This window comes from Paraburkholderia sp. BL10I2N1 (assembly GCF_004361815.1).
Classification (GTDB): domain Bacteria; phylum Pseudomonadota; class Gammaproteobacteria; order Burkholderiales; family Burkholderiaceae; genus Paraburkholderia.
Window position 1 is genome coordinate 98,889 of record NZ_SNWA01000004.1, and the last position, 20,280, is coordinate 119,168.

At 61.1% G+C, this 20,280-nt stretch carries 13 protein-coding genes; 4 read left to right on the plus strand and 9 right to left on the minus strand.

The genetic code is table 11. The annotated features are described in order from the left end of the window. Positions 1 to 245: 245 nt before the first annotated feature. Positions 246 to 689: a hypothetical protein gene (locus B0G77_RS41815; protein WP_133667724.1), complete on the plus strand. Its 444-nt coding sequence runs from the start codon at positions 246 to 248 to the stop codon at positions 687 to 689. A gap of 101 nt (positions 690 to 790) precedes the next feature. On the opposite strand, the gene B0G77_RS41820 is transcribed toward B0G77_RS41815, so the two are convergent. The 4 genes from B0G77_RS41820 to B0G77_RS41835 all read right to left on the minus strand — a co-directional run bounded on the left by B0G77_RS41820 (position 791) and on the right by B0G77_RS41835 (position 6,927). Further along, positions 791 to 1,162 (minus strand): BON domain-containing protein, encoded by a 372-nt coding sequence (locus B0G77_RS41820; RefSeq protein WP_133667725.1) that lies wholly within the window; start codon positions 1,160 to 1,162, stop codon positions 791 to 793. 30 nt (positions 1,163 to 1,192) lie between these two features. Further along, on the minus strand, positions 1,193 to 2,323 hold the full coding sequence (locus B0G77_RS41825; protein ID WP_208116603.1) for a porin: 1,131 nt from the start codon (positions 2,321 to 2,323) through the stop codon (positions 1,193 to 1,195). Positions 2,324 to 2,384: 61 nt separating this feature from the next. Next, a complete protein-coding gene (locus B0G77_RS41830; protein WP_133667726.1) occupies positions 2,385 to 4,046 on the minus strand; it encodes a fatty acid--CoA ligase in 1,662 nt (553 codons plus the stop codon). Between the two features lie 175 nt (positions 4,047 to 4,221). Further along, on the minus strand, positions 4,222 to 6,927 hold the full coding sequence (locus tag B0G77_RS41835) for a LuxR C-terminal-related transcriptional regulator (RefSeq protein WP_133667727.1): 2,706 nt from the start codon (positions 6,925 to 6,927) through the stop codon (positions 4,222 to 4,224). A 250-nt stretch (positions 6,928 to 7,177) separates the two neighbouring features. Here B0G77_RS41835 and B0G77_RS41840 point away from each other — a divergent pair, with 250 nt between their 5' ends. Further along, positions 7,178 to 8,113: a universal stress protein gene (locus tag B0G77_RS41840; protein WP_133667728.1), complete on the plus strand. Its 936-nt coding sequence runs from the start codon at positions 7,178 to 7,180 to the stop codon at positions 8,111 to 8,113. Between the two features lie 102 nt (positions 8,114 to 8,215). Here the strand turns inward: B0G77_RS41840 and B0G77_RS41845 are convergent, their stop codons facing one another. Beyond that, positions 8,216 to 9,556, minus strand: coding sequence for an SLC13 family permease (locus B0G77_RS41845; RefSeq protein WP_133667729.1), 1,341 nt, complete (start codon positions 9,554 to 9,556; stop codon positions 8,216 to 8,218). Between the two features lie 17 nt (positions 9,557 to 9,573). Then, positions 9,574 to 10,611, minus strand: a complete 1,038-nt coding sequence (locus tag B0G77_RS41850) for an amino acid ABC transporter substrate-binding protein (protein ID WP_133667730.1) — start codon at positions 10,609 to 10,611, stop codon at positions 9,574 to 9,576. Positions 10,612 to 10,879: 268 nt separating this feature from the next. Between B0G77_RS41850 and B0G77_RS41855 the strand changes: the two genes are divergently transcribed. Beyond that, complete coding sequence (locus tag B0G77_RS41855; protein WP_133667731.1) at positions 10,880 to 11,560, plus strand: MarC family protein; 681 nt, start codon at positions 10,880 to 10,882, stop codon at positions 11,558 to 11,560. A 198-nt stretch (positions 11,561 to 11,758) separates the two neighbouring features. After that, the gene (locus B0G77_RS41860) at positions 11,759 to 12,262 is read left to right on the plus strand and encodes a hypothetical protein (protein ID WP_133667732.1); all 504 of its coding nucleotides are present in this window, start codon (positions 11,759 to 11,761) and stop codon (positions 12,260 to 12,262) included. 64 nt (positions 12,263 to 12,326) lie between these two features. Here the strand turns inward: B0G77_RS41860 and B0G77_RS41865 are convergent, their stop codons facing one another. The 3 genes from B0G77_RS41865 to speC form a co-directional block, all read right to left on the minus strand. Beyond that, a complete protein-coding gene (locus B0G77_RS41865) occupies positions 12,327 to 14,642 on the minus strand; it encodes an Orn/Lys/Arg decarboxylase N-terminal domain-containing protein (RefSeq protein ID WP_133667733.1) in 2,316 nt (771 codons plus the stop codon). 83 nt (positions 14,643 to 14,725) lie between these two features. After that, the gene (gene potE / locus B0G77_RS41870) at positions 14,726 to 16,987 is read right to left on the minus strand and encodes a putrescine-ornithine antiporter (protein WP_133667734.1); all 2,262 of its coding nucleotides are present in this window, start codon (positions 16,985 to 16,987) and stop codon (positions 14,726 to 14,728) included. Positions 16,988 to 17,019: 32 nt separating this feature from the next. After that, a complete protein-coding gene (speC, locus tag B0G77_RS41875; RefSeq protein WP_133667735.1) occupies positions 17,020 to 19,383 on the minus strand; it encodes an ornithine decarboxylase in 2,364 nt (787 codons plus the stop codon). Positions 19,384 to 20,280: the final 897 nt, after the last annotated feature.

Genomic DNA, 20,280 nt, shown 5'->3' on the forward strand with positions numbered 1-20,280 from the left:
CGCCACGGCCTTTGCACGTGCATGGCCATTGCGATCACTCTTTGCAGCCACCCGCCCTGACGCATTCGACATATTTATTCTGCGCGTCACCCCGGCAAATCCCCGCGCGCCGGTCAGCTGAAGGTCCGCATCTCTCAAGATTCAGCTTATAAGCCTCCGCGCAGCGCTGCTTTATTTCGTCGCAAGTCTCCGCGGCGAAGCATGCACATGAGATGCCCAATAGTGTGCCAAGCAGAAAATGTCTCATGTTCGCCTCGCGACGTCCGAACCAGCGTGTTTTCGCCAGCAGGGAAAACGGAACTTCGGTCCAGGTGGTCTATGATTCTCTGAGATGCCTGTTGGTATTCCAGCGGGCAGCGCATAAGAGCAGCAGGCGAACCGATCTGAGCGAGTGCAAGAACAAATCCAGCGATGCGAAGCAGTGTGTCATCGACAAGGATTCGCCTCTCGTGTCTCCGGAGACCATCATGACCAGACATTACCCGATCGCCATGGCCATCGTCACAAGTATGGCTATTTCATTCGTGTCGGTGCCGGAAGTCAAGGCGCAGACAGGCACGCCCGGGACAATGCACTTCCAGGACACCCAACGAAAAGCCCAGGAGAAGGCGCGTAAGTCAGCCAGGACCCAAAAGGAAAAAGCAGCGGGTCACCCGGCTTCCGACAGTGTGCCGGCATCTGCACCGTAACCCGATCCGAATTCATTGGATATCCTGCTGATCCGCTCGAATCCGATGGTTGTCTACACTGCGCGCCGCATGCTGACGCAGCGGCGCGTTAAGAGCGGTTATTAATTGAATTGCCGGCGAACCGTGAGATTGCTTTTCACCGATGTCACGCCGGGCACTCCCTTCGTTATCTCGGCAACGGCATCTATCTGTGCGCTGTCACGTACCGTCCCGTTCAATGTCACCGCGCCGGACTTTGCTACGACGCTGATGTTCCCAGCGTTTATCTCCCTGTGCTGCGCGATGGCGGCGTAGATCTGTTTGCGCAGCGCGCGATTCGCCTGTCGGGCGGTTTGAGTCGTTCCGCCGCTCGCCGCCGTCGCGGCGGCTCCGGTTTGCCCGCCGCTGGCTTCGCTGGCCTGGCACCACGCGTTAATGGACGCCACTGCGATCAATATGCCCGTTGTCAGTCTGAGTGCATTGACTGTCTTCATTGGATTCTCCAGTTGTTATGAGTCACTTGATCAGAAGCTATGTCGTATGCCGACCATCGCTGCCGTAGTGGATCGGCCCGGCGCAACAGGCTGACCGTATACGATCGTCTGATTCATGGTTCCCTTGTTGTCGACGTATCCCACCTGCGCATACGCCAGTGTGCGTTTGGAGATGTTGTATTCGGTACCGACCGCGACTTCGCTCGAGTGGTTGCTCGAATTGTTCCGGTCCTTCAGGTAATAGAAACCTGAAGTGACCTTGAGGACCGGGTTGAACTGGTACCCGAGGCCAGCCGAATACATCTCAAAGTCGGAGTGAGTGCTGTTCGCGGGGTTTTTGCCGATACTGTACGAGCCGGACACCGAGAAAGCGTGGAACGTGTACAGCGCGCCGAGATAGTAAAAGCGGTTATTGTTGAGGCCCGTCGACACGGCACCGGGTGCGGGATTCGTGTCATGTCCGTTGTAGTAGATGGCGGACAGATTGAGGCCGTAGTTCGAGTACTTGAGCACCGCCGACTCGCGTGTGCCGCCTTGCAGCTGGCCCGCGACGCCGCCTGGCGCATACTCGAGCGCGACCGATGCACCGTGGAAGCTAGGCGACCGGTAAACCAGCGCGTTGCTGTCGTACAGCGCGCCGATCGGGGCGTTCGTGCTGGTACCCGACCAGCCGGCAGCCTGGTTCATGCCGAGCCACGCGGTGAGAATGCTGCCGAAATATTGCGCGCCGCGCACATCGGTGTCGTACATCGCGTAGATCATCGGCACGATCTGACGACCGGCGTCGAACGTGCCGAACGGACCGGATACACCGATAGTCGCAAACTGGTTGAACATTGCAACCGTACCCGGTGTGTCGCTCAGCCCGAACTTGCCCGTGCCGCTATCGAAGCTGCTCTGAAGCTTGAAGTTGGCCTTGTAGCCCCCCCCGAGGTCTTCGCTTCCCTTGATTCCCCAAAGGCTCGAATAGATTCCGCCATCCTTGTAGCGAAAGACCGACCCGGTATTGGGCGCCTTCGGCGCAAATGATGCCGCGGAGGTGCTTTGATACAGCAGTCCTGCATCGAGGGTGCCATAGAGTGTCACCGACGATTCTGCTTGTGCCGCGCTTGCGAAAGCGAAGAGTGCGGCCATTCCAGTCAATTTCAACTTCAACTTCATTTTAGTCTCCACATTTATGTTCTTTCCGGCCGCGTGCAAGCGGCCGGGGTCCCGCATCGCTTCATACGATTCGTTGGCGCAGTGCCTTCTTGTCGATCTTCCCGACACTGGTCTTGGGGATGTCGTCCGCAAATACGACGCGGGCGGGGTCCGGCACGGCGTATCGGCTGATCCGGTTGGTCTCCACATGCCGGAACAGGTGGTCGAGCACATCCTGAACGGCAACCGGCGAGTCGGGCTGCTTCACGATAAAAGCGAGCGGACGTTCGCCCCATTTCTTGTCTTCCACACCGATCACGGCGCATTCCGCGACACCCGGAACGTCGAGAATGAGCCCTTCGACCTCGAGGGACGAGACCCATTCGCCGCCAGTCTTGATCACGTCCTTGACGCGATCGACAATGTTCAGGTAACCGTCGGATGTCATCACGGCGATGTCCTGCGTATGCAGATATCCGCCGGCCCAGAGTTCTTCGGAGGCCCCCGGCTTGTTGTGATAGCCGAGTGTGAGAAAGGGCGCCCGGAGCACGACTTCGCCAGGGGTGCAGCCGTCGCGCGGGACGTCTTTCATGTCCGTGTCGACCACGCGCAGCTCGACGAGCGGCACGGGGCGGCCAGTCATGCAGCGCTTCTTGATGTTCTCGTCCATGTCCGTGGGCGTCGCACCTGGCGCAAACTGTGAAAGTGCGACGACCGGCCCCGTCTCGGACATGCCATACCCCGCGAAAACGTCGATGCCTTGCTCGACCGCTGCACGGCACAGCGCGGCCGGGAGCGCCGACCCGCCGATGATCATCTTCCAGCCCGACAGGTCCAGGCCGTCCTCTTTCGCGGCACTGAGCAGCATCTGCAGGATCGTGGGCACGCAATGAGAGAACGTGACCTTCTCGGTACGTCTGAGTCTCAGCAGGACTTCAGGCAGGTAGCGGCCCGGCAGCACGACTTTCAGTCCCAGCATCACGGCGAGGTACGGCATGCCCCAGGCGAGCACGTGGAACATCGGCGTCACAGGCATGTACACGTCTTCGCGATGAATGCGCTGGCCTTCGCGCGGCGTTCCAAGTGATGCAGCGGTGGCGAGCGTGTGGAGCACGATCTGGCGATGGCTATAGCAAACGCCCTTTGGATCGCCGGTGGTACCCGTCGTATAAAAGAGGGCGGCGCGTGTGTTCTCGTCGAAATCCTGAAACGGGAAGTCCGGCGACGCCGCCGCGAGCAGTTGTTCATAGTCACCGGCGAACGCCAGCGGCGAAGTCACCGGCATGCTGTCGTCGCTTGCGACGATCACCGTGCGAACGCTTGTCAGATCGCCGCGGATCGACTCCACAACGGGCAGAAAATCAGGGTGGACGATGAGGTGCTCCGCACCCGAATCGTTCAGCGTGTAGGCGATCTGTTGCGCAGCGATGCGCACGTTCACGGTGAACATCGTCGCGCCCATCATCGGAATCGCGAAGTAGCTTTCCAGATACCGATGGCTGTCCCAGTCCATGATCGCCACCGTCGAGCCGGTACGCACGCCTTGCGAGGCGAGCATGCTGGCCAGGCGGCCGATGCGTTCGCGCAGGTCCGCGTAGGTGTAGCGCAGCTCGCCGCGGTAGGTAATCTCCTGATCTGCACTGAGACTCAGCGAGTTCACCAGCAGCTGTTTGACGAGCAGCGGATAGACATACGCCGATGGCGTAGCGGCAATCAGGTTGTCGGATAGATATCGGGTTTGCACTGACCAGCTCTCCTGCACGGAATTCTTCGAGGCGTTGTGTCGCGTCGTGCATGCAAGAATAGGGAAAGCGGCGCATCGAGTCCCCCCTCGTGGTGGGAGGGGAGACTCACAAAGGAGGGGGGCGTGGGAACAGGGTGACGTGCCGCGGCTAAGGCAAAAGCCTTGGCCTGCTTACTTATTGTGTGCCTTCCAGCAGTCCGAGGGCGAGCGCGCGGCGTACTGCGTGTTTACGCGAACTTGCGTCCAGCTTGCCGAACAGGTTCTTCAAGTGCCATTTGACCGTGCCTTCTCCGACCGTCGCGGCAACCGCAATTTCCTTGTTTGACAGGTTTTGCGCGAGCAGTTCGAGAATCTCCCGTTCCTTGGGCGTGAGCACGACGCTCGGCAGCGCGCGCAGCCCGCCCGACGCCGAGCGCGCGTCCGCGCGCACGATGTGCGGCGCCGCCATCGCGGGAATGCCCGGATTCTTCTGCGCCTCCTGCTCGCTCACCTGCCTCGCCCACTCCGCGAGGGCGGGATGCGCATCGGCGAGCAGGCGCGTGAGATTGAACGTCTGCGCGAGATTGATCGCTTCGATGAGCAGTGCGCGGCCTTCGCCACCGGACTGGTCCAGCGCCAAAGCCCGCAAGGCCATGATTTCGATGCGGTAGCGGCCCATCTTCATCGATTCGGCGATTTCGCCGGCGCTCGCGAGCGCGTCGAGCGCCTGCTGCCAGCGGCGCGCCGCGATGGCCGCGCCTGCGTGCGACAACGACTGCAGCAGCGTCACCGTCCGCAGCCACAACGGCCCGTGAAGCACGGTTTCCTGCGCAACGATGTCGTCGATGCGGTGCACCAGCGCCTCGCATGTCTGCGCCCGATAGCGGCCAGCGTGCATGCGCACCTGCTCCGTCAGGCTGGCAATACACAGGCGCGGCAGACGCCGGGTCACGCCCATCGCGTACATCGCTTCGAGCAGGTCGAGTGCGCGGTGCTCGATGCCCTGAAGGGCGGCGATCCGGGCGGCCGTGCAGTAAGCGACGCTCAGCGTTTCTGGTATCGCGGACCGCTCCAGCATATCCAGCCGGTTTGCGAGCAACGCGGCGGCCTCGTCGATACGATCGTCCTCATAGGCGATCGCCGCGCACGTGGCAGCGAACATGCAGGCGAGCGGGTGACGCCGGCCGAGATCGGCTTCGGCGCTGGCGAGCGCAGGCAGCAGGACCTCCTCCGCGAGTCGCAGCTGGCCCTCCGCGAGGTAACTCAGACCGACAATATGGTCACCCCAGCGCACCAGATAGCCCAGTCCCTTGCCCACTTCGGCGCGGGGTACGAGTTGCTGGCAACGACGGACCTGGGCCGGCTCTCCGAGCAGCATCGCCCGTGCTGCAAGCCGGTTCGCGTGGCTCTGGGCAAGCCAGGATTCGCCGCCTGGCGTCCACGCGGCCCATGGCTCGAAGATCTCGAGGAAGCGGTCGGGTTCGTCCGCGAAGTACGCGGCTGCGCTCAGAATCATCGCGCATTCGTAGCGCAGTTCAGTGTCGTCGGCGCCAGGACTATCGAGAATGCGCTTGACCTGGCGGCCGGCTTCTTCATGACGCTGCCCGAGCGCGAGCGCCCACGCCGCGGCCAGCCGCAGCCGCGGGCGCTTCTCCAGTTCGGCGTCGGGAATCAGGTCGAGCCAGTCGAGCACGGCGCTCAGGTGCCCCTGTTGCACCGCATCATGCAGGCTGCGTTCGGCAAGTTCGTAGGCGGTTTGATGCTGGCCGGCCGCGTGCGCGTGGCGCGCGGCTTCCTCGAGCATGCCTTGCCCGGCCAGCCAGGTCGCGGCGCGTCCATGCAATTCAGCCTGTACGGGCGCGGGAAGACCCGCGAGACGGGTGCGCAGGACGTCGCGCGCCAGCGCGTGCAGGCGGCACCATGTGCTGGCCTCGGCGGTGACGAATACCGGCGTCTCGCGCACGAGGCGGGCGAGTTGCTCCGGAGCGTGCGGGTCGCCCGTCAGCGCATGACACAGGTCCGGATGCAGGAGGTCCACCACGCTGATGCGGGTCAGAAATGAATCGTCTTCTGGCGAGAGCTTCGCGAAGAGCGCGCCGACCAGATGATCACGCAGACTGGCCGGGCCCGAGGCCAGCGCCACGGCAGCCTGGCGAGGGTCCGTCGCGTGCGTCATCGCGGCGAGTGCAAGCTGCAGGCCGAGCGGCCAGCCGTCAGTGGCTTCGAAAAGCCGCGCGCACACGTCCGTACCGATGCGCGAGCCGAAACGCTCGCCAACGAGAGCAATCGTTTCGTCGAGGCGAAAGCGCAGCAACTCGGGGCCGATCAGCACGCCTTGTCCATAGGCGAGCAGATCGGCGACGGGCGCTTCGAGACCGCGTCGCCCGGCCATCATGAAGCGCAGATTCTGGGGCGCGTTGTGCAGCAGATATGCGAGCACCTTTGCGCCGGCAGCGGGCAGCCGTTCCACTTCGTCGACGATCAAAAGAATATCGAGCGAAAGCTGTGCGACTTCTGCAAGCCATGCCGTCGCGCCGTCCAGTTCGCTTACGGACGCAATGGCGCCGTCCAGCAGCAGACGCCCAAACGCAGGACGCGCGCAGCCGCTTTTTACCGCGTGCACGAGGCCGAGCAGGAACCGCCCGGCCTCATCGCGCTCGTCCGCCCGCAGCCACGCGACCGCACCGCCGCGCGCCAGGTGTTCGCGGCGCCATTGGGCGAGTAGCGAGGTCTTGCCATAGCCGGCCGGTGCCTGCACGAGCACGATCTGCCGGTCGCGAAAGTCTGCTTCGGCGGCGCCAAGCCGGGTTCGCGCCAGCAGATGCTGCGGCGCGCGGGGAGCGATGGTCTTCAGGACAATTTCAGTGCCGGCGATGTCCGCGCCTGGAGCGATGGAGGCCATCTGGCAAGATCGGTGTGCCGTAGCCGCCTGTACGGCGTGGCTGCGGAAGAGAACGAACATACAGGATGGGTCGAACCGGCGGCGCGCGTCAACCCCCTCCCGCGCAGAGAGGGGTGCCGCAAGGACCGCAGCACTACGATGACTGCAATGGAAGTCCGACGTGAGGAGACAAGCATGACATCGACCCAGGCCGCCACGGCCACCATGGCCACCATGACCGCGCGACCATCGAGCGTCGGGTAAGGGCGGGATGTATCGCCATCTTCTCATCCCCTTCGACGGGAGCTTCCCGGGCGTTGAATCGATGGGTCAAGCGCTTGAACTTGCTCAGTCGATTGGCGCGCGCGTGACGTTCTTGCCCTTGCTGCGCTGGCATGCCGGCGAGTCTTTCGCAGACATGGATGACGTGCCATGCGCGTACCCCGACGAGGAATGCGCCTCGGAACTGGTGGCGCGGGCCAGTGCTGCCGCTCGCGCTCAAGGCGTGCCGTGTCTGTCCGCCGGCATGAGCAGTGCATCGTCGGCCGTCGCCATCGTCAATGCCGCGCGTGAGCATGGCTGCGACCTGATCTGCATCGGGCGGCACCAGTATGAGATGAACGCCGGAGATTCCCGCGGGCCGGCAGACAGCGTCGTCGGCGCGGCGGACGTCCCTGTGCTGGTTTGTGCAAGGGACAGGCGGCCTGTGGTCACGCGTGCAACCGGCCGGCTCCTCGATCAGCATCGGTCGATTGCGGACACGCTGCACGGGTGGCTGGCCGTCATCCGTGCCGCTCGCGCTCGCGGCACTGCACCCGGGCGACAGGTGATGCGTCAGATCGTGGGACGCCTGCATGAACTTCAGACCCAGCGATATCGTCGGGGAGACAATGCATCACTGTTCGCCCTGCTGCGCCAATCTAGTTCCGCAGCTGATGCGGAACTCGACGAACTCGAACGGCAAGACCAGTACGCCGGCCAGATCCTCGACGAACTGGCCGGCATGGTCGAAGACGAAACGCAACTCGCGTTGTCGTGTGACCACCTCGAACAGGCGGTGCGCGCCTACGCGCAATTCGTCTGGGAGCGTATGGGCAGAGAGGAGGGTGTCGTTCTGCCCGCGGCGCGACGCTATCTGTGCGAGGCCGACTGGGCTGCAATCGCAGCGGGTTTCGACGACCCCCCAGCGGCGGGTTCCGCGGCGTGAAATGGTTGGAGCCTCGAGGTGCCGCTTTCGAGGCATTCGCGCACAGCGTCCCTGACACATCTACGGCAAACAGGCGCTCGGCGCGATACATCCAGCCGTACTTCAGTGCAACAGGCGGGTCACGGCGAGCACGTACACAGCCGACGCTGCAAGCTGCACCACCGTGATGGGCAGCCCGTATCGAAGGAACGTGCCAAACGTGATGGGCGTTCCCTGGCGTGCGCAAACTCCCGCGGCGACGATGTTGGCCGCCGCGCCGACGAGCGTTGCATTTCCCCCGAGGGTTGCACCGAACATCAGTCCGATGAAGACGGGAATGGAAACGGTCGGCCATTCGGAAAACCCTGACGAAAGCGCCGTGTCGGGCACCACTTCGGCCATGACAAGGTAACCTTTGACCATGATGATCGACGCGGCAGCTACGGGCACATTGGCAAGCAGGCTCGACAGCAGCCCGACGCCCGCGAGCAGCATCAACGCAACGAGGGTCAGCTGTCCGCCAAACACCTGATAAAGCTGCACCGCCAGCAACTGAAGCAGTCCTGTCTTGACCACCGCCTGCACCAAACAGAAGATGCTCGCAAGAAAGACCAGTGTCTTCCAGTCGACGTCCCGCAGCACATTGTCAGTTGGCTCGACTCTGGCGGCAAATCCGACCAGGAGCGCCAGCGCACTTGCGATCATCGCGACAGCGGGAGGCACGATGTGCGTTGGCAGATCCTCGCCAAACACGAACAGCGCCATCATCACGAACAGAACGACGCCCGCGAGCGCGGCATACACCGGTCGTTCGATGCGTTTTGCTGGTGCGCGCGGCGGCAAGGTGCGCTTGAGCGTCCACAGGTCTCGCATCAGAACCGGCAGAAGCGGCACGATGACAAGAACCGCGACCAGTCCGCCGAGCGACACGCGCCGCAGGTACTCTCCGAAGGTCATGCCTATGGTGCTGCCGACGAGAAAGGTCGCCGGGTCGCCCACTATCGTCAGCAAACCGGCCGAGTTGCTGATAATTGCTGCGAGCAGCATGGGTCTGACGAAGTCCGCCTCGAGCGCAATGCACACGCGAACGATGACTGGCGCCAAAAGAATGACGGTGGTCGCATTGGGCAGAAGCGCGCATACCGGTGCGACCAGCGCAATCAGCATGAGCAGAAAGCGTGCTCCGCTTCCGCCCGTCGCGCGCAGATAGACGTCTCCGATGACGTCGAAAAGGCCGGTGGTCGCGAGGATCCGCGCCACGACCATTCCGCCGAACAGCAAGCCGAGCGGCCCGGCAGCCGCACGCGTCGCACCCAGAAGGTCCTGCTCGTCCAGTATGCCGAGCGCGATCAGGATGCATGTGCCCGTCAAGGCCGCGATAGCCATATCGAGCAGGTTGAACGCGATCAGCAGAATGACCGCTGCGAACACAGCGACCGTGATATAGATCTGCAATTGGCTCATTTCACCGCCTTGTTCTTTTAACGGACAGGCGGTGCATACATGAGACCACCCTGCGTCCACAGCCGGTTCAGGCCGCGCTCCAGTTTCAGCGGCGTACGAGGCCCAAGGTTCCGATCGAACATTTCCGCGTAATTGCCGACGCTCCGCACGGCACGAACCATCCATCCTCGTTCGACTCCGAGACTGCGATCGGTTTCATCGTCACTGGCAAGTGCGCGCTTTACAGCAGGATCGCTCAGTCGCGCTTGCACGTTGTCGCGGTTCACACCGAGCTCTTCCGCAATCACAAGGGCAAAAAGGACCCAGCGCACGAGCGTGAGCCAGCTCTGGTCACCACCACGCACGACGGGGCTGAGCGGTTCCTGGGCAATTCGCTCAGGCAGGATTTCGGCCATCTGCGGTCCGCCTGGCGCCTGGAGGCGCACGGCGGCGAGATGCGATGCATCTGCGGCATAGGCGCTGCAACGTCCGGCGTAAAAAGCTTCGCGCGCTTCGATGGCAGAGTCGATCACCAATGGCTTGATGCCCAGCTGATTGTCAGCGGAGTATTCACGCAGATGCACCTGTGTGGACGTACCTTTTTCAACGCATACCGTTGCGCCTTTGAGGTCGCCTGCTGTCTGTGCCCCGCCTGGTCTGCGCACCAGAAATGCCTGCATGTCGTAAAAGATGACGCCTGCAAACTGCGCCTTGAGTGCCGCTTCGCGAAGCAGCGTCCACGTCGTGTTGCGGGCGAGAAGGTCGACCATACCTTCCTCGAGAACGGGGAAGCGCTCAGATGCCCTGAGCGGCACATAAGCCACTTTGGAAGGATCGCCCAACGCCGCGGCGGCCACCGCGCGACAGAAATCGACATCGATTCCGGACCAGTGTCCGGCGCTGTCTTTGATGGAAAACCCCTGGACACCTTCGCTGACACCGCAGCGCAAAATGCCCCGCTCGCGTATCTGGGCGAGCGTATCACCGGCGGCCGCGCACGCATCGGTTGCCACGGCCCACAGAAAAACAAAGCAGGCTGCCAGAACCGCTACGCCGCATTGTGCAAGGCGTGCCATGGTCGACTCCCGGACCATCGTCAGTGGTAGTGGGCGGCTGCTGTCATCCACACCGCCGCGTGCGATGAAGACAATCGAGGACTGACCCGCATATACCCAGACGCTAAAAAACTCTAGCAGCCGGTGTAAGTCGTCGCTACCTGAGTTACCCTGCGTTGGACTCGACAGCTAACGTACTCCTCATTTCTGATCCTGGCTTAACTGGCCTGCGAGAAATGCGCCCGGCAACTTGATATTCCAGGTAACGAGCCTTCGAGAGGTATAGCAGATGCTGAATCAACTTGCCGATACGATTCTACTCGTCGTTGCTGGGCTGTTTCCGGTCGTCAATCCGCCAGCGGCCGGATTTATCGTGCTCAGCCTCGTGCCACATGCAACACCGGAGGAACGGGCCTATCTGGCGAGAGCCATTTCGATCAACAGCCTGATTATCCTGCTTGTCTCTCTTGTAATCGGCGCGTACGTGCTGTCGTTCTTCGGGATTTCGATACCGGTCTTACGGGTCGCAGGCGGATTGGTCATCGCGTTCGCCGGTTGGACTCTGCTGAACAAGCCGGCCGACGCTGATCGCGGCGCGGAGCACAGGGCGGTGTCGGACGCAGCCCGCAAGGCCACACTGCAGGCGAAGGCCTTCTATCCCCTCACGTTACCCGTCACGGTGGGTCCCGGCTCAATCGCCGTTGCAATCGCACTGGGTACGGGTAGGCCCCGTGCCGGGATTTCCCTGGTCAACGTGATCGGCGTGGCCATCGCGATGGTTTTACTGTGCGGCAGCATCTACGTATGCGTGCGCTTCGCCGTAAATGTCCAGAGGCTACTGGGTCCGATCGGTACGCTTGTTGCGATGCGCCTCTTCGCGTTTGTGCTGTTCTGCATTGGAATTCAGATCATCTGGCTCGGTCTCGATGATCTGCTCGAGTCGGTGCGGTTGACCGTTCAGTTTAGCTAGGGGTGGTCGCGACGGTCGAGCGCATCTTCAACCGCATTCCATCTCACGTGTGTGTCGGAAACCTGACCGCTCAATCAATAAGGTCTATAACTCATTCATGCATTACCCAGGTGGCTCCTTGTCGTCACGGGAAGCTGTCCTTTGCGATGTGCCTCAGTCACGCCATCCACGACCAGACGTCATCGCCGGAGAAGGATCATGGATCACCGGGCCCAACTTGTATTGGTATGTTTGTCGGTATTGGTATTCGTTGGCTGCGTCCAACCGTATCAGAAGATCGAGACTGGTTCGGATCAGGCGGCAGTCGTTGCGCACCTCGGACCTCCAAAGGAAACATACAACCTGCCGGGTGGCGGCAAGCGGTTGATGTGGCCGACACAGCCCATGGGAAGCACGACGATAGCTGTCGACATCGATGCTTCCGGCAAGGTGGTGAGTTCGCGTCAGGTGCTTCAGGAAAACGAGTTTTATCGTGCCGAGGTCGGCAAGTGGACGCACGATGATGTTCTCATGAACTTCGGGCGTCCCTTCGAGACGTCCTACTTCCCGCTGATGAAACGGGAGGTGTGGTCGTATCGCTATCAGGAAAACAACATCCAGCACATGCTGTTCCACTTTTACTTCGACGATCAGGGCATCCTGCGACAAACACAGAAGGCGCCTGACCCGGCACGCGATCCCAGCCTGCGCGGCAGGTTCTAGCGAATTGATCAACGGTGCGGCAATCCTCCCAGTAGGAGAATTGCCGTTAGCACGCCGCGCCTGCCTACTGTTTCCTGATGCAGGCGATGCGATAGACGCCGTCCTCGACTTCGACTCCGTGCGTATCGTGAGTGAAGCCGGGGAACCGCAGGTCGTACTGTTCGAGCGCCTTCAGGTAGCCGAGCAGTGGGCCGTCCGAAGGACCCGCGTTTTCACCCGGCATCAGTAACGGGATGCCGGGCGGGTAGGGCACCACGGCGTTGGCCACCGTGCGCCCCTCCATTTGCGACAGATCCAGCGTTTCCACCTGGTTGTGCACCAGCAACTCGAACGCCTCCTGAGGGCTGTAGTCCGGATCAGGGAGCGTCGAGAAGCCGCGAGACATCATCTCGGTTGTTTTCAGATCGCCCATCGCCTGGAACATGAGGTCGCAAAGCTCGCGCAGACCCAGGCGGCTATACCGTTCCGGATATCGCGACACCAGATTCGGCAACGCCTGATCGAGCGGAAGATTGGTGTCGTAATCTCTCTTGAAGTCGAGCAGCGTATTGACGAGCGTCCCCCATTTGCCTTTCGTGATGCCGATGGAAAACAGCAGCAGAATCGTGAAATCAGTAGTCTTCTCGACGACGATGCCATGTCGATCGAGGTACGCCGTCACGACACAGGCCGGAATGCCGACCGACGTCAGCCCGCCTTGTGGCGCGACGCCTGGCGTCAGGATCGACACCTTGATCGGGTCCAGCATGCAGTAGCCGTCTTCGATTTCGCCGAAACCGTGCCATGTATCGTTGGCGTGCAGAACCCAGCAGGATGGATCGGTCGCCAGCAGTTCCTCATCGGCTTCGTGGAACGGTGTTCGCCGGCCGGTAGTGCGATTGAGGACGACATCGGGCTGCCAGCCATTGAAGAACCAGTCGCTTTGCTCATCGAACTGTGCGTGCAGTCTGGCGAGCATCTGACGAAACGCGATCGCTTCGCGAATCGCATCGCCCGTGAGTGCCTCGCCGCCGGCTCCGTCCATCATCGCGGCGCTCACATCATTGGAGGCGATGATCGCGTACTGTGGCGAGGTCGATGCGTGCATCATGTACGACTCGTTAAAGCGCGCATGGTCGATCGGGTTGCGTCCGTCACGAATATGGATGAACGATGCCTGCGACAATGCTGCGAGCAGCTTGTGGGTCGAGTGCGTTGCGAATACCGTCGGCTTCGACGCGTCATGGTCGGCGGGATCGCCATGCATCGCGAAACGATCCTTGTACAGCGGATTGAAGCGGGCATAGCCGTACCAGGCTTCGTCGAAATGTAGACGGTCGACGCTTTCTCCAAGCAATTCCTCCAGGCGCGTCACGTTGTAGCAGAGTCCGTCGTACGTCGAGTTCGTGACGAGCGCATGAACGGCCCTGGGTTCCACGCCTGGGCGATTCTTGACGAGGGGATTCTGCTCGATCAGGAGACGGATCGCCGCGGCCGTGAGCCGCTCGGGCATGATCGGCCCGATGATGCCATAGCGGTTGCGCGACGGAATAAGATACGTCGGTATGGCGCCGGACATGGTCATCGCGTGCTCGGCCGACTTGTGGCAGTTGCGATCGCACAGCGCGATCTGGTTGCGCGTCACGCTCGCCATCAGGATCACGCGGTTCGACATCGATGAACCGTTTGTCACGTGATAGGTGCGATGCGAGCCGAACACCCGCGCCGCATAACGCTCGCTTTCGCCTATCGGCCCACTGTGGTCCAGCAGTGAGCCGAGTTCGCCGACCGAAATGGACAAGTCCGAGCGAAACAGTTGCTCCCCGAAAAACTCGAAGAATGCCTGCCCCACTGTCGACTTCATGAAGGCGGTGCCGCCCGTATGCCCGGGTGTATGCCACGAATATTCGTATACGCGCGAGAAGCGCGCCAGCGCAGCGAACATCGGCGGCAGCACGGTCTCGCGGTAACGCTCGATCGACGCGATGATCCGTCCGGCGATGAAGGCGGTGGTGTCTTCCAGCATCCAGATGAAGTCGTCCGCTTTCTGCATGGCGTCGACGGGCACCGTTGCGACGCTCGTGCGACTCGCCAGCAGAAAGATCGGCACAGTCGCGCTGCGCACCCGTTGCGCATCGAGCACGCGCTGCGCCTGCTCGTGGCTATCATCGTTCTCGAGTTCCCAGCTCAGCAGCAGACACTGAACCAACGGATCGGATTTGATCACCGACACGGCATCGTCAGCCGAGGTCGCGGTCAAGACCCGCACCTGCCGTTCTTCCAGCTCGGCGCTGAGCGACTGGGCGGCGCGCCCGCTTGCCGTGCGGGCATCGACTTCGTGATGAACCAGCAGCGCTTTCATGCCGAGGCGGCGATAGACGGATTTGGACGAGGCGGGCATGTGCATTTCCCCCGGGATTGACGCGGTGACGGCAGGCGGCGAGGCGCACAGCGTATCCGGGCGCCTCGCCCACGCTTGAGTCCCTATTCAGGCAACACGGTGAGGCGGTAGAAATTCTTCGTGTCTTCGTCTGGCTCTCCAAACCACTTCACATAGAGTCCGCGATACGCACCCGAAGAAAATATCCTGCTCAGTACGCGGTCGACGAAAAGACGCATGTCCTCATCGTCTCGCGCGACGCCCAGCGAAACCGGCACGTCTGTAAAACGGCGCTGCATGACATACAGGTCGTCCGACGCGGGGCTACGCTTGACGGCGTCTTGCAAGACCTGGCGCTCCGCGAAGAAGACGTTGGTTTTCCGGTCGAGCACCCGCCGCACGCCTTCGTCATAGCTCGACACGTTGACGACGTTCGCTGTCAGCTGGAACTGGTTGATCCGGTCTGCCAGCCAGCGCTCCGTGGGCGAGCCCTTTACGGTCGAGAACGTCTGTGCATTCAGGAGTTGGGCCGGCGATCCACGCCATACGGGCCGCTGCGGCTGCGTGTTGCCGCTTAGCACCTCCCTGAGTGCGGGTGACGCGTCGGAACGCATCAGCGCGCCAACGCCGCCGGGATAGACGGGAAGCGAGTAGCTGATGTACCTGCGGCCGGTCAGCGTTTCAGCGCCGCCGCACAGCATGTCGATCCGATGTTCCTGCAGCGCGCGAAAGCGGTCATCAACCCCGACCAGTGTCCAGTTCACGGCCAACGAAGGAAGCCCCAGTTCGCTTTTGACCTGATCGGCAATGTTCTGGCACAGCCCGGCGAGATAGCCTGCGGCATGGCCTGAATTGTCCTGGTACACAAACGGGCTGGCGCCGTTGAGATAGCCGATGTTCATCTTGCCGGACTGCTTGATCCTTGCGAGCGCACCTGCCGTGGCTGCCGGCGTGGCGCCCCCTGCTTCGGCTGCGTGCGCCGGACGAGGAGCGGGCGCGCACAGGACCAGAAAGGCAATGATGCTGGCCGCTGCGATGGCGGGTTTGCCCGCTTTGGCACCCCGCAGACCACGGCGTGACGCGACGAAGCCATAGATCATGTAGCCGATTGCCATGACCAGCATGCCGCCCATCACCGCGTCTTTGCCCGACGCATAAAGCGCGTAGACCGAATACGCCATCGCAATCACAGCAATGACCGCATTGCGTCGGTATGCGGCGGCTTCGGTGCCCGCTTCGCGCATCATCACGAACAGCGCGGAAAGCGAGACGATGTAAGGCACCACATTGGTGACCACCGCGAGATTGACCAGCGCCGCGAACTGTTCGGAGAGGTTGGGCGACATCGTCGACAGGGCCATCAACGACTGGACGATGCCCATGATGATCATGCCGGCTATCGGCGCGCCCGCATGACTCGCTTTGCTGAAAATTGCAGGGAACATGTTGCTGTCCGCGGCGTCCTTCGCGGTCTGGGCAAGCGTGAACTGCCAGCCGAGCAATGATCCGACGCACGCCATCGCCGCGAGCCCCATCACGATGGAACCGACCGCCGGGTTGAACATATGCGCAAAGGCGAGTCCAAATGGCCCCGTCGATTTCGCGAGATCCGCATTGGGTACGATGCCCTGGATTACGGTTGTCGACAGAACGTAGACGACTGCCGCGCCCAGCGTGCCGAACAGGCACGCAAGCGGCACGTCACGTTTCGGATTCTCGACGGCCGACGAGTTCTGCACGGCTGATTCCATCCCCAGAAATGCCCACAGGGTTAGCGAGATGCTGGAGCCCATGCCTTCTATCAGTCGCAGCCCCTGCGGGTTCCAGGCAGCCGCGAAGATGCTGGGGTGGAACCAGAACCAGCCGACGAAGGACATGAAACCCACGGGCAGAATGACGCCCCAGACCGTCACGGAGCCGATGCGTCCCGTCAGCTTCGGACCGCCGAAGTTCGCGACCGTGGTGATCCACAGCAGCGCGATCACACCGATGCAGGTCGCGATCGGCGACGACGTCAGGACCGGGAAGAACGCAGCGAGATAGCCGAGCGCTGAACTGGCGACCGCGACATTCGCAATGGCCAGCGAAAGGAAGTACAGGAAGAACACCTGAAAATATCCGGGCTTCCCATACGCGTCTTCGGCGTATGCAGCCATACCGCCCGCGCGCTGGTTGAGAATGCCGGCCTGTGCGAAGCCGTAGGCAATTGCCATCGAGCCCAGTGCCGTCACCACCCACGACAGCAGCGAGATGGCCCCGACCTTCGCCATATTGGTCGGCAGCATGATGATGCCCGACCCCATCATGTTCACGGTAACGATGAACGTCAGTTGGACGACGTTCATCTTCTTGGGTTGATCAGCCATGGCGCACACTCCTTAGTGGCTTTCGCTATCGCTTATTCACTGACCACATAGGTATAAAACCGGATACGACCGTCTTCGCGTTCCTGGAATACGCCCTGAACTTCGTAATTGAATCCGGGGAAACGATTGAAGGATTCCTGGAACGCCATGAAATAATCCAGCATCGGTTGGGCACGGTCATCCCAACGTTCGCCCGGTAGCACGACACCGATTCCCGGCGGATAGATCAGCGCGAGGGTGGCGGAGACGCGGTTTTTGACCTGGTCGAGCGGGACATACTCGACCCTGTTCGCGACGAGTGCCTCATACGCTTCTTCCGGCGACATCGCGAGTTCCGGGAAGCTTGACGCGCGGAAGCACAGCCGCTGCAGATTCTTGACGTTGGCCACGCGATAGAAGCTGTGCATTTCGTTGCAGACCTGGCGCAGCGTGTAGCCTTCGTAGCGCTCGCTGTGCGCGGCGCACAGCGTCGGCAGCACCTCCGCAAGCTGAGCGTCGCGGTCCCACAGGTTCTTGAATTTGACGAACCGGGCAATCAGCGTGTTCAGCTTGCTCTCGTCTTCCGCGGGCGTCATCAGAAAGAGGATGCTGTTCAGGTCACATTTTTCGGGGATGATCCCTTCCTCGCGCAGGTAGTTCGCCACGACCGTCGCGGGCACGCCGAAGTCCAAGTAGTCGCCCGTGGTCCGGTTGATGCCGGGTGTCAGCAGATTCAGCTTGTTCGGGTCGACCATCACGTAACCGTCGGCATAACCCGTATAGCCGTGCCACGCGGCTTCCGGACGGAATTCCCAGCACTGCTGCTCGCGCTTGATGACGTCTGTCGGAATATCTTCCCACGCGACATTCGACGCGTCGGGCATGAACTTCGAGTCCTTGATGTCGACAACGTCGGGCACGAAAGGATCGAAGAACCATTGTTCCTGCGCCGTCTTGCCCGTCGTTTCATAGTGGCGGGCGAACTCGCGGAATTTCTTGCGCGCTTCGATGCCCAGTTCGATGCAGCCGTCCCACAGCATTTCGCCCGCCTTTCCCTCGTGCACCTTTGCGTTGACGTCGAGGGAGGCGAACAGCGGATAGAACGGCGACGTGCTTGCATGAATCAGGAAGGATTCGTTGAAGCGCTTGTGCTCGATAAAGCGTTTTTGTCCGCGGATGTGGTCATCCCGCTTGTGAATCTGCGAGGCCTGAGAGAAACCGGCCCCCTGCTTATGAACCGACTGGGTCGAAAAAAGCCCGGGCATCTGCGGCGTCAGATCTTTCAGTCGCATCGGACTGTGATCGTCGAACAGCGGATGGAATGCGTTGTAGCCGATCCACGCTTCATCCCACAGCACGTAATCACAAAGGTGGCCGATCTTTTCCAGTACCTTGCGGACGTTGTAGATCGTTCCGTCGTAGGTGGCGAGCTGAATGCAGGCGAGCCGGAATGGGCGCTCCGCAGTGCTGCGCGCCGGATCCTTCACGAGCGGGTGGTTGCGGATCTGCTCGCGCAGGGCGTTCTCATCCCATGCCGACCAGTCGACGGCGCCGATCATGCCGAAAGCATTGCGCGCAGTGGGCAGGAAGACGGGAATGGCGCCCGCCTGGACAAGCGCGCCTTGATGCAGCGACTTGTGATTGTTCCGGTCGAACAGAACGAGGTCGCCGCGCTTGAGCACGGCGCCCGTCACAATCTTGTTGGAGGTGCTGGTGCCATTCAGAACGAAGTACGTCTGGTCTGCGCCAAAGATCTCTGCGGCATGACGCTGCGCATCTGCGGCCGCCCCTTCGTGAATCAGCAGGTCGCCCAGATCGACGTCGGCATTGCAAAGGTCGTTACGAAAAATGTTTTCGCCAAAATGCTTAAAGAACAATTGTCCGGCGGGCGATTTCCGATAGAACTGGCCACCCTGATGTCCCGGGCAATCGAATGCGATATTAGCTTCGGCGTCGTAGGCGACGAGGCCGCCGAAGAAAGGTGGCAGCAGGCTCAGTCCGTATTTGACGAGGCTTGCCATGACCTGCTTCGCGTAGAAAGCAGGTGTCTGTTGTCCGAGATAGATATAGCCATCAACTTCGCCCAATCGGCCCGTTACCGCGAGATTCGACAGACGGTGCGAGTTCGCAAGCGCCCAGAGTGGCGTGCGGAACCCCAGCGAGCGCACGGAGGCGGCAAGCTTGCGCGCTGCTTCGAGGCGGGGGCCATCGATCAACACGATGTAGGCGCCTACGTCGGCGTCTTCGTTGACGTCCCGTGTCAGGCTTTCAGTGACTTCGACGCGGAAATGCTCCGCTGTGATGTGTTCCAGCAACTCGCTGGTCTGCGCGTCGTTTCGGTCCACGATCGCGACCACCTTCAGGAGATTGTGAAAGGGTATCGGGATGATCGGCGCCTTCATATGTCCAGAGACCATGACTACTCCTTCGTCAGCGAGATTCGCGAGTCAGATTGGTCCATAGCCGAGGCGGGTTGCTCACAACCAGACCACGGGCACAGGCTCATACGGCGGCAGCATTCGGCAGCGCGTGCATGCTATTTCTCGGCCGAAGAGTGATGGGAGGGTGGATCACACGTGGCAGCGCGCGGCATGTCGATACCTTTGGGCGGGTCTCTCGCATTTTGTCGATGTCCGGTAGCGGACCACCAAAGGTGCGTTGATGTACCGGGCATCTCATGTACTACTTATATATAGTTGGCGAGCTTTTGGCTAAATGCAAGTTTTTGAAAATGAGGTCTTATAGAAAAACGTGTGCAAAAAGCGTGACGCGGGTCGCTCGCGCAGTTACAAACGGTTCATCCGTCAGGATAAGGTTATGTTGATACTTCAGACTTGTCCTATAAGGTTCGGATGACGAAAGTGTGTTGCAGATATCGTCTGAGTATGGCGATCAAAGGTGTTTGATTATCATTCGCAGTTGCTACCGACCGCCGAATGATCGCGATCTCAGGTATTGACACCAATTAATGGATTTTCCGGTTAATCCCCTTATGCGAATCGCAAGCTACGAGGGGTGTATGCGTATCGGCTCTTCGCGCCGTTTCTAATATGCGGTGCACGTGTGGCGGCGCAACATGTCGTCTAAACAAGCCGTCATTTCTCTATGCAGGCGGCCTCATGTCATGTTTCTGTCATCGCACGCTGGTGCAGGCACGCTCACATTTTCCGTTATCCGTTGCGCCATCGTGACATTCGCTTCGCATCCTGTCGCTGTCCGGAAGTTGTACTTGGACAAGCGCACCCATATGGAGAGCGAAATCCGGAAAAGACCGTGTAATTTTCCAGACTGATGCTGACGGACACGGTGATGAC

Excerpts from the sequence above, each read along its gene's own strand:
- B0G77_RS41845 (WP_133667729.1), bottom strand. The coding sequence starts at position 9,556 with ATGAGCCAATTGCAGATCTATATCACGGTCGCTGTGTTCGCAGCGGTC.
- B0G77_RS41840 (WP_133667728.1), top strand. The coding sequence starts at position 7,178 with ATGTATCGCCATCTTCTCATCCCCTTCGACGGGAGCTTCCCGGGCGTT.
- B0G77_RS41835 (WP_133667727.1), bottom strand. The coding sequence starts at position 6,927 with ATGGCCTCCATCGCTCCAGGCGCGGACATCGCCGGCACTGAAATTGTC.
- B0G77_RS41855 (WP_133667731.1), top strand. The coding sequence starts at position 10,880 with ATGCTGAATCAACTTGCCGATACGATTCTACTCGTCGTTGCTGGGCTG.
- B0G77_RS41820 (WP_133667725.1), bottom strand. The coding sequence starts at position 1,162 with ATGAAGACAGTCAATGCACTCAGACTGACAACGGGCATATTGATCGCA.
- B0G77_RS41815 (WP_133667724.1), top strand. The coding sequence starts at position 246 with ATGTTCGCCTCGCGACGTCCGAACCAGCGTGTTTTCGCCAGCAGGGAA.
- B0G77_RS41865 (WP_133667733.1), bottom strand. The coding sequence starts at position 14,642 with ATGCCCGCCTCGTCCAAATCCGTCTATCGCCGCCTCGGCATGAAAGCG.
- B0G77_RS41860 (WP_133667732.1), top strand. The coding sequence starts at position 11,759 with ATGGATCACCGGGCCCAACTTGTATTGGTATGTTTGTCGGTATTGGTA.
- speC (WP_133667735.1), bottom strand. The coding sequence starts at position 19,383 with ATGGTCTCTGGACATATGAAGGCGCCGATCATCCCGATACCCTTTCAC.
- potE (WP_133667734.1), bottom strand. The coding sequence starts at position 16,987 with ATGGCTGATCAACCCAAGAAGATGAACGTCGTCCAACTGACGTTCATC.
- B0G77_RS41850 (WP_133667730.1), bottom strand. The coding sequence starts at position 10,611 with ATGGCACGCCTTGCACAATGCGGCGTAGCGGTTCTGGCAGCCTGCTTT.
- B0G77_RS41825 (WP_208116603.1), bottom strand. The coding sequence starts at position 2,323 with ATGAAGTTGAAGTTGAAATTGACTGGAATGGCCGCACTCTTCGCTTTC.